At 52.7% G+C, this 14,273-nt stretch carries 9 protein-coding genes; 4 read left to right on the forward strand and 5 right to left on the reverse strand.

Annotated elements, in window-relative coordinates; genetic code table 11:
* Window positions 1-8: 8 nt before the first annotated feature.
* The 3 genes from CJA_RS16685 to CJA_RS16695 form a co-directional block, all read right to left on the reverse strand.
* Complete coding sequence (locus CJA_RS16685) at window positions 9-2,423, reverse strand: acyl-CoA dehydrogenase (RefSeq protein WP_012489035.1); 2,415 nt, start codon at window positions 2,421-2,423, stop codon at window positions 9-11.
* 267 nt (window positions 2,424-2,690) lie between these two features.
* Window positions 2,691-4,010, reverse strand: coding sequence for an ABC transporter permease (locus tag CJA_RS16690; RefSeq protein WP_041551703.1), 1,320 nt, complete (start codon window positions 4,008-4,010; stop codon window positions 2,691-2,693).
* Entirely contained in the window at window positions 4,007-4,789 is a 783-nt protein-coding gene (locus CJA_RS16695) for an ABC transporter ATP-binding protein (RefSeq protein ID WP_083766891.1), read from the reverse strand. Before CJA_RS16695 ends, CJA_RS16690 begins: the two co-directional genes overlap by 4 nt.
* A gap of 27 nt (window positions 4,790-4,816) precedes the next feature.
* On the opposite strand from CJA_RS16695, the gene CJA_RS16700 reads away from it, so the two are divergent.
* Window positions 4,817-5,488, forward strand: coding sequence for a DUF3299 domain-containing protein (locus CJA_RS16700; RefSeq protein ID WP_012489038.1), 672 nt, complete (start codon window positions 4,817-4,819; stop codon window positions 5,486-5,488).
* Window positions 5,489-5,497: 9 nt separating this feature from the next.
* Here CJA_RS16700 and CJA_RS16705 read toward each other — a convergent pair whose 3' ends face one another.
* Both CJA_RS16705 and zigA read right to left on the reverse strand, forming a co-directional pair.
* Complete coding sequence (locus CJA_RS16705) at window positions 5,498-6,523, reverse strand: CobW family GTP-binding protein (protein ID WP_012489039.1); 1,026 nt, start codon at window positions 6,521-6,523, stop codon at window positions 5,498-5,500.
* Window positions 6,524-6,601: 78 nt separating this feature from the next.
* Complete coding sequence (gene zigA, locus CJA_RS16710) at window positions 6,602-7,819, reverse strand: zinc metallochaperone GTPase ZigA (RefSeq protein ID WP_012489040.1); 1,218 nt, start codon at window positions 7,817-7,819, stop codon at window positions 6,602-6,604.
* Between the two features lie 460 nt (window positions 7,820-8,279).
* On the opposite strand from zigA, the gene CJA_RS16715 reads away from it, so the two are divergent.
* From CJA_RS16715 to CJA_RS16725, 3 genes are all read left to right on the forward strand, one after another.
* Window positions 8,280-11,339, forward strand: a complete 3,060-nt coding sequence (locus CJA_RS16715; protein ID WP_012489041.1) for a TonB-dependent receptor — start codon at window positions 8,280-8,282, stop codon at window positions 11,337-11,339.
* Between the two features lie 95 nt (window positions 11,340-11,434).
* Window positions 11,435-12,958: a tryptophan halogenase family protein gene (locus CJA_RS16720; RefSeq protein WP_012489042.1), complete on the forward strand. Its 1,524-nt coding sequence runs from the start codon at window positions 11,435-11,437 to the stop codon at window positions 12,956-12,958.
* A 70-nt stretch (window positions 12,959-13,028) separates the two neighbouring features.
* A complete protein-coding gene (locus CJA_RS16725; RefSeq protein ID WP_012489043.1) occupies window positions 13,029-14,267 on the forward strand; it encodes an ABC transporter substrate-binding protein in 1,239 nt (412 codons plus the stop codon).
* The last annotated feature ends 6 nt before the right edge of the window (window positions 14,268-14,273 follow it).

Consider the following 14,273-nt stretch of genomic DNA (forward strand, 5'->3'; position numbering starts at 1 on the left):
AGGAACAGTCAAAGCTTATCGAAGGCATCTGTCTGCAAACAATCAAACCGACGCGCATCATAGTCAACAACCCTTGCCACATCCTGGGGCTGGATAATGTTTTTAGCCGCCGCATCTTCCGCTTGCTCCTGAAGGGTAGCACCCTGCAACTTGCCGGTATTTCTCGCCTTGAGGAAGGCATGCCACACCGGGCCAAGGGACAACAGCGTTTGATAGGTGCTTTCCACACGACCAGCCGCATCCAGCGGATCGTGACTGATATAGAGGTAGTGACTGAGCATTTGCCGTACCGGGTTTTCCTCCATGATCAGATCACCCAACTCGCGGATCAAATCGTCATGCGGTTTACGCACAACATAACCACAGGGCATGGCTAAAAACTTGATCGTCCTGGCGAGCCAACGCACCGGGAAATTGTTGGCAAAATCCTTAAGTGCTTCCTGGGCGAGATAAATAGCGCGATTCACGGCGTATTCCGCATGGGCATCCTCGGCACGGGTACGCGGGTGCGCGGAATGGAACTTGAGGATGGCACAAGCGATAAATAACTGGCTGTGCACATCACCCAGGCGCGCCGAGAGCAGCTCGCGGCGCTTGAGATTACCGCCCAGAACCGCCAGGGCGATATCCGACATGCTCGCCAGGGCGGCACTCAGTTGGTTAATCCGCTGGTACCAGCGACGGCTGAAGTCGTCGGCATTAGCCGGCACACTACTGAAGCGACCGCCGAGAAAGCCGAGTAATTTGGTACGCAGCATGTTATTGGCAACATGGCCGAGATGGGAGATAAACAATCGGTCAAACTTTTTCAACGCTGCTCCTGCATCACTCATCTCCATTGCCTGCATTTCCTCGAACAGGAAGGGGTGGCAACGCATGGCGCCCTGGCCAAAGATCATCAGGGAGCGGGTGAGGATGTTGGCGCCTTCCACGGTGATGGCGACAGGAACGGAAATGTAAGAGGCAATCAGGAAGTTGCGCGGCCCGTTCTGGATAGCGCGGCCGCCAACAATGTCCATCGAATGCTCAACAGACTGACGCATCATTTCCGTGGCATGGTACTTGGCCATCGCGGTCATCACCGATGGTGCACCGGTTTCCAGCCCCTTGGTCACAAACTGGCGCATGGCTTCCAGGGTATAACCCGAGGCAGCAATCTCGGCCGTCGCTTCCTGCACACCTTCAAACTTGCCCACTTCGGTGTTGAACTGGCGGCGAATACGGGCGTAAGCCCCCACCAAACGGTAATTCATTTCACCCGATGCCGTAGACAGGGCAGGCAGGGATACACCGCGCCCTGCCCCCAAACACTCAATCAGCATACGCCAGCCCTTACCGGCCATGGCGGCGCCGCCGATAATCCAATCGATGGGAATAAATACATCATTGCCAAAAATAGGCCCGTTCATAAACGGCGAGCCGGGATTGTGGCGCTTGCCGATATCCACACCGGGATGGTTGGCGGGAATCAATGCACAGGTAATGCCGTACTCCTTCTTATTGGGATCACCCAACAATCCTTCAGGATCGTGCAACTTGAACGCCAGGCCGACCACGGTGGCTACCGGCGCCAGGGTAATCCAGCGTTTGTTGAAGGTCAGTTTCAGGCCAATCACTTCCTGCCCCTCATGCTCTCCCTTGCAGACAATACCCACATCGGGAATGGAGCCGGCGTCGGAACCGGCCTCGGGGCCGGTAAGGCCAAAACAGGGGATTTCGGTACCGTTCGCCAGGCCGGGCAACCAGCGCTGGCGCTGCTCTTCCGTACCGTACTTAACCAGGAGTTCACCTGGCCCGAGGGAGTTGGGCACCATCGCAGTCACGGCTGCCGTGCCGGAGCGGCTGGCGATCTTGCTCATAATACGGCTTTGCGCATAGGGACTAAAATCGCGGCCACCGTATTCCTTGGGGATAATCAGGCCAAAGAATTTTTTCTCCTTAAGGTACTGCCAGGCTTCAGGCGGCAGGTCTTTGCGATTGTTGTGGATATCCCACTCATCAAGCATGGAGCAGAGCTCACTCACTTCATTATCGAGGAACGATTGTTCATCTGCCGTTAGTTGAGGCAGGCTAATTTGGGCGAACTCATTCCAATCGGGCTTGCCACTAAACAGTTGCTTTTCCCACCAGGTAGTTCCCGCCTCCAGGGCATCGCGCTCAGTAGCACTGATCGGCGGCATGGTTTTCTTGAGGATGCTGAAAACCGGTTTGGAAAGAACCACACGGCGGATCGGGCCGATATTCAGCACCAGCAGGATTGCCACCAGGGGCACCACCAACCAGGCAGAATAGAGTGCCGGCGCCACGACGCCCAGCAACAGCCAGGCAACAATCACAATGGAGGAAGCTGCAATCAGCGCGACCTGGCGATACACCAGCACGCCGACCAGCACCAGGATGGCAAGCAACGACAGCAACAGCATAGGTTTATCCTCTAAAAATATTTGCCCGGACGGACACAACAGCCGAGGCATTTGGCCTTCTTTGACCCTGTTGCAACGTCCGGGTTTCCGGTGTAACTCGCCAGGCTTTCACCTGAGCCTATTAACCATAGTCGATGAATGCCGGATTGGCGGCCCAAGCCCAGGCAAAATCATACGGGCGCCTGCGCAATATACGCAGCTTTTATCCGAGGGGGATGAACTGCATCAAGGAACCGCGAATTTCCCCTATCTGCACGACCTGACAGCTCAACGGCTGACCACCAATCCCTGGCTTAAGGTCTGGCGCGCGGCGCTCCAGGCGGGGATTAGCCCCAACAGCAATGCCAAACCCAGCACCCATAGCGCATAGTTCCCCAGCTGGGCCAGGTTCGGCAAGGTCTCCAGCGACACACCATAGCTATCCAAGATCCAGGGATGCACCAGCTGCAGTCCCAATGCCAACAGCAATACGCCACCCAACAAGCCCAATAAGGCCAGCAGCATCACCTCCAGCTCCAGTAAGGCAAACAGGTACAGTGGCCCAGCCCCAAGGGCACGCAGTATGGCCAGCTCGCGGCGGCGTTCGCCCATCGCCGCCAGCAAACTGGTTGTCATTCCCAGCAGGCTGGCCACCAACACCAAACCGGCAATCAGCTGCAAACTGGACTCTACCACCCCCAGCATTTGCCAGAACTCAGCCAAGGCCAGCCCGGGGATAATCGCCTGGAGGGGTTCGGCAGGGTATTGGTTGATCTGCCGCTGGACAGTAAAGCTGGCAGCGCGGGACTTGAGGCCAACCAAGAGCGCCGTCACAGAGTCCGGGTGAGCATCTGCCACAAGCTGAGGTTTATGGTCGTGGTCGTGGTCGTGGTCGTGGTCGTGGTCGTGGTCGTGGTGATCAGTATGTGCTTCTGTCATCGCAACCCGCCTGGATGGCGGTACGCCGCCTTGCCAGTCACGATGCAGTCCGGCGATAGCCGCCAGGCTGATATGCAGGCTTTTATCCACCGGCGTCCCCGTTGGAGCCAGTACCCCGGTTACGACAAAGGGACGATCATCGTGATTATGCAGGCTGACCTTGCCACTGCCGTGGGCCAACACCAGCTTGTCCCCCAAACCATAGCCCAAGGTCTTAGCCACCTGCGCCCCCAATACCACCTGGTTGGCCTGCTGAAACCACTCGCCCTGAGCCAAGTGCAGCGGTTGATCAGCGCCATAGCGGTAATGCCGGATATAACTGTCGGCAGTACCTACAACCGGGTAGCCGCGATGGGAGTCGCCCAGGGCAATGGGCACGATCCAATCCACCTGTGAATGGCGTAACAACTGTTGATAGCTATCCCAACTGACATTGGCTGTGGCATTACCGATGCGAAACACCGAGTAGAGCAGCAGATTGATAGAGCTGCCGCGCGCACCAACAACCAGGTCTGTCCCTACCAGGGTTTGGTTAAAACCGGTTTTGCTGGATTGGCGAATATGTTCAATCCCCAATACCAGGGCCACGCTCACGACGAGCGATATCACCGTCAACAACAGCGTCCAGCGACGATTCCATAAACTGGCGAATGCAAGGCGCAGCATCATGGCGCCACCTCCGCCAATCCTGGTTGTACCGGCGCTGGATTGAACTCACTTATATCCAACTGCCGATCAAAATATCCCGCCAGACTGCGATCGTGACTGACAAAGACCAGGCTCGCGCCTGTCGCGCTGCACTGGTCGAGCAGCAGGCGCATAAAGCTATCGCGGCTGTCCGAGTCCAGCGCTGAACTGGGCTCGTCCGCGAGGATCAAACGCGGCTCTCCCAAAAGTGCGCGCGCCACGGCAACCCGCTGCTGTTGCCCCACACTCAATTGGGTGGCGGGCCGATGCTGCATCTGGCCTATGCCCAAGGCAGCCAATAAGGGTTGCAGGCGCGCCTCGGCAGCAGCGCGTTGCGTCCGTGGCAAAAAGTGGAGGCGCAAACGCAGGTTATCCAACGCGCTTAAGTAAGGCAGCAGGTTGAACTGCTGGAAAATGATCCCCAGCTCACGCGCGCGGAACTGATCGCGCGCGCTGGCAGACAAAGCGGTCAAAGGTTGTCCAAACACCTGTAATTCGCCCTGCTGCGCTACAGCAACACCAGCGAGCAGGTTGAGCAGGCTGGATTTACCGGAGCCCGATGGCCCATAGACAAATAGCCGCTCACCCGCCGCCAGGGTAAATGCCGGGATACTCAGCAGTGGCCCGGCACCGGGCTGCCAATGAAACTGCAGGTTGCGGATAAAAATGGCTGGTGTGTCATGCAACAGGGTTTTAGACTCGCAGGCCGTCACACGTGGCTCCCCGATTAAGTAGTAGGGCCGATTAGCCCGGTTGATCATTCATGTTTTCCACAAGGTTGTATCGCCATGCGCTCAGGCATTCTCAAGCTCGGCCTCCTGTTACTGCTCGCCTTCGGATGGACGCCTGGGCAAGCCATGTTTTTATTCAAAACCATCGATTGGGTGGATTTGATCCCCGAAGAAGACCTGCGTTTGCTCGAATCTATCCCCGAGGTAGATCACGAATCCCTGAGCGATGATGCCTTTGCGGAGGACAGCATCGGTGCATCTCCCGGTTTACGCCCCAGCGAAAAGCTCACCGAGCAACTGAGCCAACAGATGGCCAGCGCCATTGAAGAAGCCGCCAGCGGCCAGCCGGGCAAGGGCGGCGAGCGCACCTGGAAAGATGCCCTGGTTTCCACCAGTGTGCGCGCCGAGTTTGATAACCGCCCGGTGCGCCTACCCGGTTATGTGGTACCGCTCAGCTACAACGACAAACAACACGTAACCGAATTTTTCCTGGTCCCCTACTTCGGCGCTTGCATCCATGTACCACCGCCCCCGCCAAACCAGATCATTTACGTGAGCTACCCCAAGGGCTTTACCCTGCCCGATCTCTACACCCCGTTCTGGGTGCAAGGTACCATGAAGATCGCGACCAAGGAGCACGAGCTGGGCGTCTCGTCCTACAGCATGATCAATGTGGCACTCACCGAATATACCGAGGAAAACGCCGAGGAATCCCCCAGTAGCGATTGACCCCACGCCTTACACAAGGCGAAACGCTAGCAGTTCTGCCTCCAGCGGCTGGGCGTCTATGGGGGACTCGCTGATCATTTCCAGGCGGCTATCCCCCAGGTCCTGCGCCGCCACCTCGGCTAAGGGTTTAACACTCAGGACGCCCTGCTCGGCATTGAACATATAGATCCCCTCACTGGTGTTCATCACGGCCTTGGCGCGCACAGCCGGTAAACCGCTCATCCATCCGAACAGGCCATTAAAATCAAAGCAAATATCCGGACGGAACATCCAGCCACAGGCATGGAAACCACCGCCCTGGTTTTCGCGGCGCACAAAATCCTCACCCTCCGGTAATTGAATTGCTGTGTTGTAAAGCTCGCGCTGTGGACTCAGGCGATTGGCAGCCGCTTTTTGCCCGGCGTGGTGTTGGGGGTGTTGCAGGCGATGTTGCTGGCGCGGGTAGTCCAGCCAGGCCAATTCCAGCTGCCCCTGGCTAACAGCAAAAGCCGCTGCTTTGGGCGGCTGGAAACTGGTCGCCAGGCCATCAAAATTGGCGCGATCATCCGGCGCGCACAGGTCGGTTTTATTGGCGACCAACACATCCGCAACTGCAATCTGGTCATTGAAACTGGCATTGCCGGTATAGCGGCTATCGCTCAATTTGCGTGGATCAACCAAGGTCAGGGTGGCGCGCAGGTCGAGCAGGGTATCGTAGTATTCACCGGTCAGGGTGTTGATGATTTCTTCCGGGTGCCCCAGCCCTGTAGGCTCCACAATAATGCGATCCGGCTTGGTGCGCGCAATGAGCATATTGAGCGCCATTTTCATCGGCAGGCCCGCCACACAGCAAATACAACCACCCGGCACTTCACGCACATGGGCGTTAGTACCCTGCAAGAGCGCGCCATCAATACCTATCTCGCCAAACTCATTGACCAATACCGACCAAACTTCGTGGGTCGGTTTGATATTCAGCAAATGGGTAATGGCGGTGGTTTTACCCACCCCGAGAAAACCGGTAATGATATTGGTTGGGATCAGGCGGCTGGACATGGAACCCTCATCGCACAAAAAGACGCCGGCATTCTACACAGCCCCTGACCACCCGCCTATTCATCGACAACTATCGGCTTATTCATCAGCAAACCATTGAGGGAAGGGATCCGGCAGGGTTTTCCAATAATCCTGCCCCAGCATCAACTCATCATCATCCAGTAAGCAGGCATCCAGCTGGCCTGTGATCATCGCCTGATCCAGCCCCTGGCCGATAAAGACCAATTCCTGGCGCATATCGCCGAAGGGTTCCTGCCACTTCGCCATGATGTACTCAAGCTGCTCCTCATCTTCCGGCCACTGCTCGCGCGGTACCGCTCGCCAAAACATACCCGCTGCCCCCTGTTGGGCGACACCGCCAGCCTGGCTCCATTGGCCCGCCCATTGGGGGCGTGACGCCAGCCAGAAAAACCCTTTGGAGCGCAGTAGCCGACCTGAAGTACCCCGTACTGATTGGTCAAAAGCACCACTGAAGAAATCGTGCAACTTTTGCGGATGGAAAGGACGGCGCGCCCGATATACAAAGCTGCCAATACCGTACTCCTCCGTCTCGGGAATATGCTCCCCGCGCAACTCCTTGAGCCAGCCAGGTGCCTGGCGGGCGCGCTCAATAGCAAACTTGCCGGTATTGAGTAATTTCTCCAGGGGAACCCGGCCGCGCACCATGGGCACAATCTCAGCTACCGGATTGAGCTTGTGCAGGATGGTTATCAGCTCATTTACCTGCACATCACTGAGTAAATCGGTTTTGCTAATTAACAGCACATCGCAAAACTCCACCTGCTCCACAAGTAAATCCGCCACTGTGCGCTCATCCTCCTCCCCCAGGCTTTCACCGGTATCCTGCAGTGGAAAAGCACTCAGATAGTCGTTAAGGAAGTTCACGCCATCCACCACAGTCACCATAGTGTCAAGTCGCGCCAGTTGTGCCAGGCTCTCCCCCTGTTCATCCTCGAAAGTGAAGGTCTCTGCGATAGGCAAGGGCTCGGAAATACCGGTGGATTCAATCACCAGGTAATCAAACCGTCCTTCGCGTGCCAAGCGGCTTACTTCAATTAATAAATCCTCGCGCAGGGTGCAGCAGATACAGCCGTTGCTCATCTCCACCAGTTTTTCTTCAGCGCGATTGAGGGTGACCTGGTTATTCACCAGGGCGGCATCAATATTCACCTCACTCATATCATTCACAATCACCGCCACCCGGCGCTTATCGCGGTTGTTGAGGATGTGATTTAACAGGGTCGTTTTACCAGCCCCCAGAAAGCCGGATAAAACGGTGACGGGTAGCAATTTCATAACTTGAGTCCAATGCGTAAATTAATATGTTATAACATAACACATTCCAACTAAAAATAGCGACACCAAACGCGCTCCACATCCTCTTCACAGCTCAACATCATCCTGTTTTTCCAACCCCAAGTATTCCCTGAATGTTTCTTTTGTCACCCTTAGTAACACCAAAAATGTATACGATTACATATTTTCATAAAAACAATAAGTAACGAAAAATCAAAAATATTGTTAAATTCCATGAAAAAGAATTAAAAATAACCAATTGTTTTTTATGGTTTTTTAAAAATTATTTCTATAGAAACAGAACTATTAAAAAATTTACTCACTCAGCAGATATTAAAATTTTATAAAAAACATCGCTTAATTAGTTTGAAAATGTAAACGGTTACAAATAGCATGGTATTACCAACCTCATGTAAAGGTCGGCCAGGTTCCCCATAAAAATCACAAAGGAGACAAGTCCATGAAACACCCCAACCGTTTTTCACACAAACTACTGCCCGGCCTCATCAGTGCCATCATCGCCACTGGCGCCCAAGCCCAAAGTGATCACGTTGAAGAAGTTGTCGTGACCGGGGTTCGCAGTGCCCAGGAAAAAGCGATCGATATAAAACGCAATGCCGCTGAAGTCGTCGACTCTATTTCCTCCGAGGATATTGGCAAGCTGCCTGACTCGACGATTTCCGATTCACTGCAACGTATTACCGGTATCCAGATCGCCCGCTCTGCCGGCCAGGGCGGCCTTGTCAGTATCCGTGGCTCACGCGAAGTATTATCGACACTGAATGGCGAGCTATTCCTGACCGCCGAAAATATTCTCAATAGCCAAGCCAACTATACCGACGTTCCCGCAGCGCTGATCAGTGGTGCTAATGTCTCCAAATCATCCAGTGCCAAACAATTGGAGGGGGGTATCGGCGGGAGTATCGACCTGCTTACCCGTCGCTCATTAACACTCAGTGAAGGCTTCAGTGCATCCGTTCGCGCCCAAGGCAGTTACGGCAGCATTACCGAAGAAACCGACCCCGAAATCAGTGGTCTGCTCGGCTTTAACTGGAACGACCAGACCGCCATGTCACTCGGTTTTTCCTATGCAGATCAAACCCTGTCAGACAATGCAGTCTATACCCGTGCAGGTGAAGACCGCACAGCCGAAACCTGGGGTTGCGATTGCGACCTGGATGGCGATGGCCAGAAAAATACCGACTCACTGATGATGATGGCCTGGAATGGCCCACAGCTATACAACCGAATCACCGAACGCGAGCGCATAGGTCTGACCTACAACCTCAACACCCAACTGAGTGATTCCCTGGAACTGAACATAGACATGTTCTACAACACCATGGACGAAAAGGCCTCAGGCAATATTCTTAATATCAGTGCAGAAGGGATCAATTACGACCGCTCCAGGATCACCCAATTGCACGGGGTTAGATCCACAGGAAATACCGGTCTCTATACCAATACTTACGCCACTGGGTTTACTGCCAATATGTCCGGCGGTATCCGTGCCGGTGTAGATTCCGACTATGTGGATACCTCTGCCTTTAACAACAGTGTTGAATTGAAATTTGATAATGGCGGTGCGTTCACTGGCAGCCTGCGCCTGGTTTCCTCACGCGCTAACCGCGAGCAGAGCAACCTGGATCTGGCACAAAGTGCCGCATCTCCCGGTGGTGACGATGGCCTGGTGTACAACGTCAATGGCGATACCCGTGTCGTTAATCCCGGCTGGATCGCCGACTTCTATCCAGTCACCTTTATGACCGGCAAGGATTCCGTCAATGTCATGTTTGATCAAACCTTCGCTAATCGTCTGGCACAAAAGGAATCCTGGTATTTCCACTCCGCCTGGCTGGAGGGTGAACGCCACACATCCAATCTGGATGTCTTGCGCTTTGATGGCAATTACAAACTCGCTGATGAGGGCGTTACTTCTATCGACTTTGGTCTTCGCCGCGCCGACCGCGATATGTCGAGAAACACCTACCACTACTTTATGGACACCGGGTTGATTGCCTACGAGCCTACCAGCATGACCCCCTACAACATGCTGGTGAAATACCACGAAGCCGGCTACGTCCCCAACGTGACGTCCGGTGGTCAATTTGCCAATTATTTAGTCGAGGTCAGTCCCGGTGTTTACGACACAGTGGACAATCTCAACATTGAACCGGTACGAGGCGTCAACCTGGATGAAGCCTATGTCGCCAAATACCTGCACACCGTCAGTGACATGGGCGCATTGGTCAATGGCTACAACCTGAATATTCCCATGGTCGATGTGAGCCGTATTGGTAACCACAAAGATTTTATGGATGGCCTTTACGATACCAACCACGTGCGCAAACAACGCCCCGATGCCTCTTACAGTGTTACCGAGTCGCGTGAATCGTTTTATGTCAGCGCAAACTTTGAAAGCAACCTGACTGACAACATTATCCTGAATGGTAATGCCGGTGTGCGCCATGTCTCTACCAGCATCACGGTAGAACGCAATATCACCGACGGCACCCTGGTGCCCGATGTCTTTGCCGGCGCTGACCCCAACCATACCCTCTATGAAGACAAGGGCGATGAATACCTGACGGTCAATCACTCGCATTTCCTTCCCAGCATTAATGCCAATTTGTTGTTTGGTGACAGCTTTAAGCTGAAAGCTTCTTACGACGAACGCACATCATTACAGTCGCTTAACAACTTTGGTGAGGCATCCAGCACCACCTACAGCAGCTTTCAAACGGACTCGAATACAGGCGAAACATACCAGGCCATCCAGGAAGTTAAACGCGGCGGCAATCCCTACCTGAACCCCTGGAGTGCCAAGGTCTATAACCTGGCGGGCGAATATTACCCCGCCAATAATGCCTTGCTGGGACTGACCCTGTTCTATATGGATATCGGTGGCTTTGTCGATACCAAAAGCACCCATGCAGCCCTGCCTGATTCCGATGGTGTAGTGCGCAACGGTGCCACAATCCAGGAGCTGGTTAATGGTAAAAACGCAACGATAGAAGGCGTAGAGTTTTCCTATCAGCAAAGTTTCGACTTCTTGCCTGGGCCATTGGCAAATACCGGATTGACATTCAACTACACCTACTCACCCAGCACCAAAGAGGGATGGAAATTTGCCGCCGATGGCAAAGAAGTTCCGTTTAATGCTACCGCGAAAAACCAGTCAAACCTGGTGCTTTGGTACAACGATGATCAATTTGAATTCCGTATCGCCGCTAACTACCTGAGCAAACGCTACGATGGCCAACTAGCCAGTTGGACCACTGATCCACTTGTCACGGACAACGAAGAGAAAATCCTGGGCGGATTGGATCGCTGGGAAGATGAGACACTCTATATCGACCTCAACGGTACCTACCATGTCACTGATGCAATTGATATTAACCTGAATGTACAAAACCTGACGGAAGAAGGGTCCTACAGCTACATTCACTGGTCTAACTTCCGCAGTGGATACCAAGCCTATGAGCGCCGTATCACATTGGGAATTAATGCCAGGTTTTAATACCACACGGCAAGGATGCCAAAACGTAAAGGGCGGATTTCCGCCCTTTTTTCCAGTGTTCATGAACAACGTCCAATATCACACAAGAAAACACCATGCACGCTATTAAGTCCCTGGTTATTGTCGGTGGCGGTACGGCTGGTTGGATGGCCGCTGCATTTTTTGCCAAACGTTTTACCGGGTGTGCCATGACAATCACCCTGGTCGAATCAACTGAAATAGGCACTATTGGTGTAGGCGAAGCCACTGTGCCCTCAATGAAAATGTTCCTTGCGGATTTGGGAATTGACGAGCGGGAGTTTATTCAAAACACCCAGGCAACATGTAAATTGGGTATAGATTTTAACGGCTGGTGGCAACAGGACACCGCTTTTTTCCATCCCTTTGCAATGTTTGGGGCAAAAATTGCCCATATACCCTTTCATCATTACTGGGCTTATTTACGTGCGCAAGGACAAGCCGGCCCTATCGATGACTATTCCCTCCCTGCACAAATGGCCCGCGCTAACAAATTTGCTCTGCCTAAAGATGAGGCGTTGGACATTGCACGCTTTAATTATGCCTATCATTTTGACGCAGGATCATTCGCCAACTACCTCTCCCGCTTCGCTCAGACATTGGGTGTAAAACATATAGAAGCCAGGGTTACCCATGTATTAAAAAATGCGGATACGGGTAATATCAGTACACTGATACTCAACAACGGCAAGGAAATTGAGGGCGATTTCTTTATCGATTGCAGCGGGTTTCGCGCGCTGCTCATTGAAGAAAACCTGCATACGGGTTATCAGGATTGGTCGCATTGGCTCCCCTGTGATAGGGCCCTGGCCTTACCCTGTGCCCATCAAGGCTACATCCCTCCTTATACCAGGGCGTTAGCCTGTACGGCAGGGTGGCAGTGGCGCATTCCATTACAGCATCGCCATGGCAATGGTTACGTTTACTCCAGTCATTATATCAGTGACGATCAGGCACTCGCGGAGTTAACGCAGCATATGCACGCCAAACCCACGGCAGACCCAAGGGTTATTCGCTTTACCACCGGTATGCGCAACAAATGCTGGAATAAAAATGTGTTTGCATTGGGACTGTCCAGTGGTTTTCTGGAACCACTGGAGTCCACCAGCATTTATATGGTCCAAACTGCGCTTGCGACACTATTTACCTATTTCCCCACGACTGCTGACAACATTGCACTGTCGACAAAGGTCAATAAAATCCTGGCTGAACACAATGAAAAGCTACGTGATTTTATTATTCTCCATTATCACCTTAACCAGCGTATCGGTATGGATTTTTGGGATGCTTGTCGAGCCGCACCCCTGCCAGACAGCTTGAGCAACCGCATTGAAGAGTTTCGAGCAACCGGCAACATCCGTTTTAATGACCTGGACTTTTTCCAAATAAGCTCATGGCTGGCTATGTTTTCCGGATTCCAGCTATTACCACAATACCAACATCCCAAAATACTGCATACCAACAAAACCCTGATTATTCAGGAGTTACAGCAAATGCGTAACGCGATTCAGCGAGTTGTCCGGGAATTACCGGAACACCACCAATTTATTGCAAAAAACGCTTCCCTTACCAACACCGCCATTACCGCTGAATCCGGATAACTATTGAGCCACCCAACTCACCAATAACCATTTCCTGAAAACAATAAACCCCTTTTCCATGGTGACTAACATGACGTATTTCATACTGATTCGGCGATGGCTACTGTGTAGTATTTTCTTGCTTCCCATGCTATCTGCTCCCAGCTTGGCAGCTGTCAATGGTGAAATCACTTTCTTTTCCAACCGCGTTGACTTAGTAACAAATGGCAGCTATGCCCGCTGGGTTAAAGAATTTCAAATTCAATATCCTCAAGCAAGGGTACAGGTGCAAGGTATTACCGATTATGAGGTTGCCATGCCAAAGCGCTTCGAGGCACGCAATTACGGTGATGTCATGCTGGTACCACGTGATATGCCCAAGCAGACTTATCCCAAATATTTTCTGCCGCTCAATGGGTTGCAATTACAAGACAAGATTTATTTTGCCGATAACTGGGAATACCAAGGCAAACACTATGCCTATACCCAAGGCGTCATTGCCGAAGGCCTGGTCTACAACAAACGGGTATTTAAAGCAGCCGGCCTTGACAAGCCACCTGCCACCCTGGACGAACTTTTCACCATAGCAGCCACACTCAAAGCAACCGGAAAAGTACCTATCGCCTTGAATTTGGGTGCAGCCTGGCCATTGCAACAATGGGATAAGGCAGTCATGGGGGCCGCCGGTGACGGCAACTACTTTGCCAATATGGTTAATGACGCCCAACCATTTAGGGCAGGAAAGCCCTATTATCAATCCCTAAAAATTGCCCATGATTTATTTACCAAGGGCTATAGCGAAGAGGATTTTATCCTTAATAATTGGGAGTTATCCAAACACGATTTCATCGCTAACAAAACAGCTATGCTTTTCCTCGGCAATTGGGTGATTCCACAGTTAATGGAATCCGGTATGCGTAGCGAGGATATAGGTTTTATTCCCTTCCCCTTCGACAACAGTGGCAAACCCAGGGCTATTTTGAATTTTGACTGGGGCATGGCAGTGAGTCGCTATAGCAAACATCCCGACACGGCCAAAGCCTGGATTGAATTTATCATTACCAAGTCCAATTTTGCCGATATCGCCGGTTTTATTCCCACCGACAAGTCGCGTCGCTCCCCTATGGCACAACTGACTCAATACATGTCCTATCAACCGGAGATCATCCAGGCGGCCCCCGAAAGTAACGATTTTATCCGTTTGGCTAATAAAGCCGGCATGGATTTTATGAGTGGTGGTTACATTCGCAATATCCTGCTCAGCCCGGATTTTGAAGGCAGCATGGCTTATTGGAACAAGCGTTGGCGTCAAGCCAAAGAAAACTTCTAAGCGCCG

Source organism: Cellvibrio japonicus Ueda107, from assembly GCF_000019225.1.
Taxonomy (GTDB): domain Bacteria; phylum Pseudomonadota; class Gammaproteobacteria; order Pseudomonadales; family Cellvibrionaceae; genus Cellvibrio; species Cellvibrio japonicus.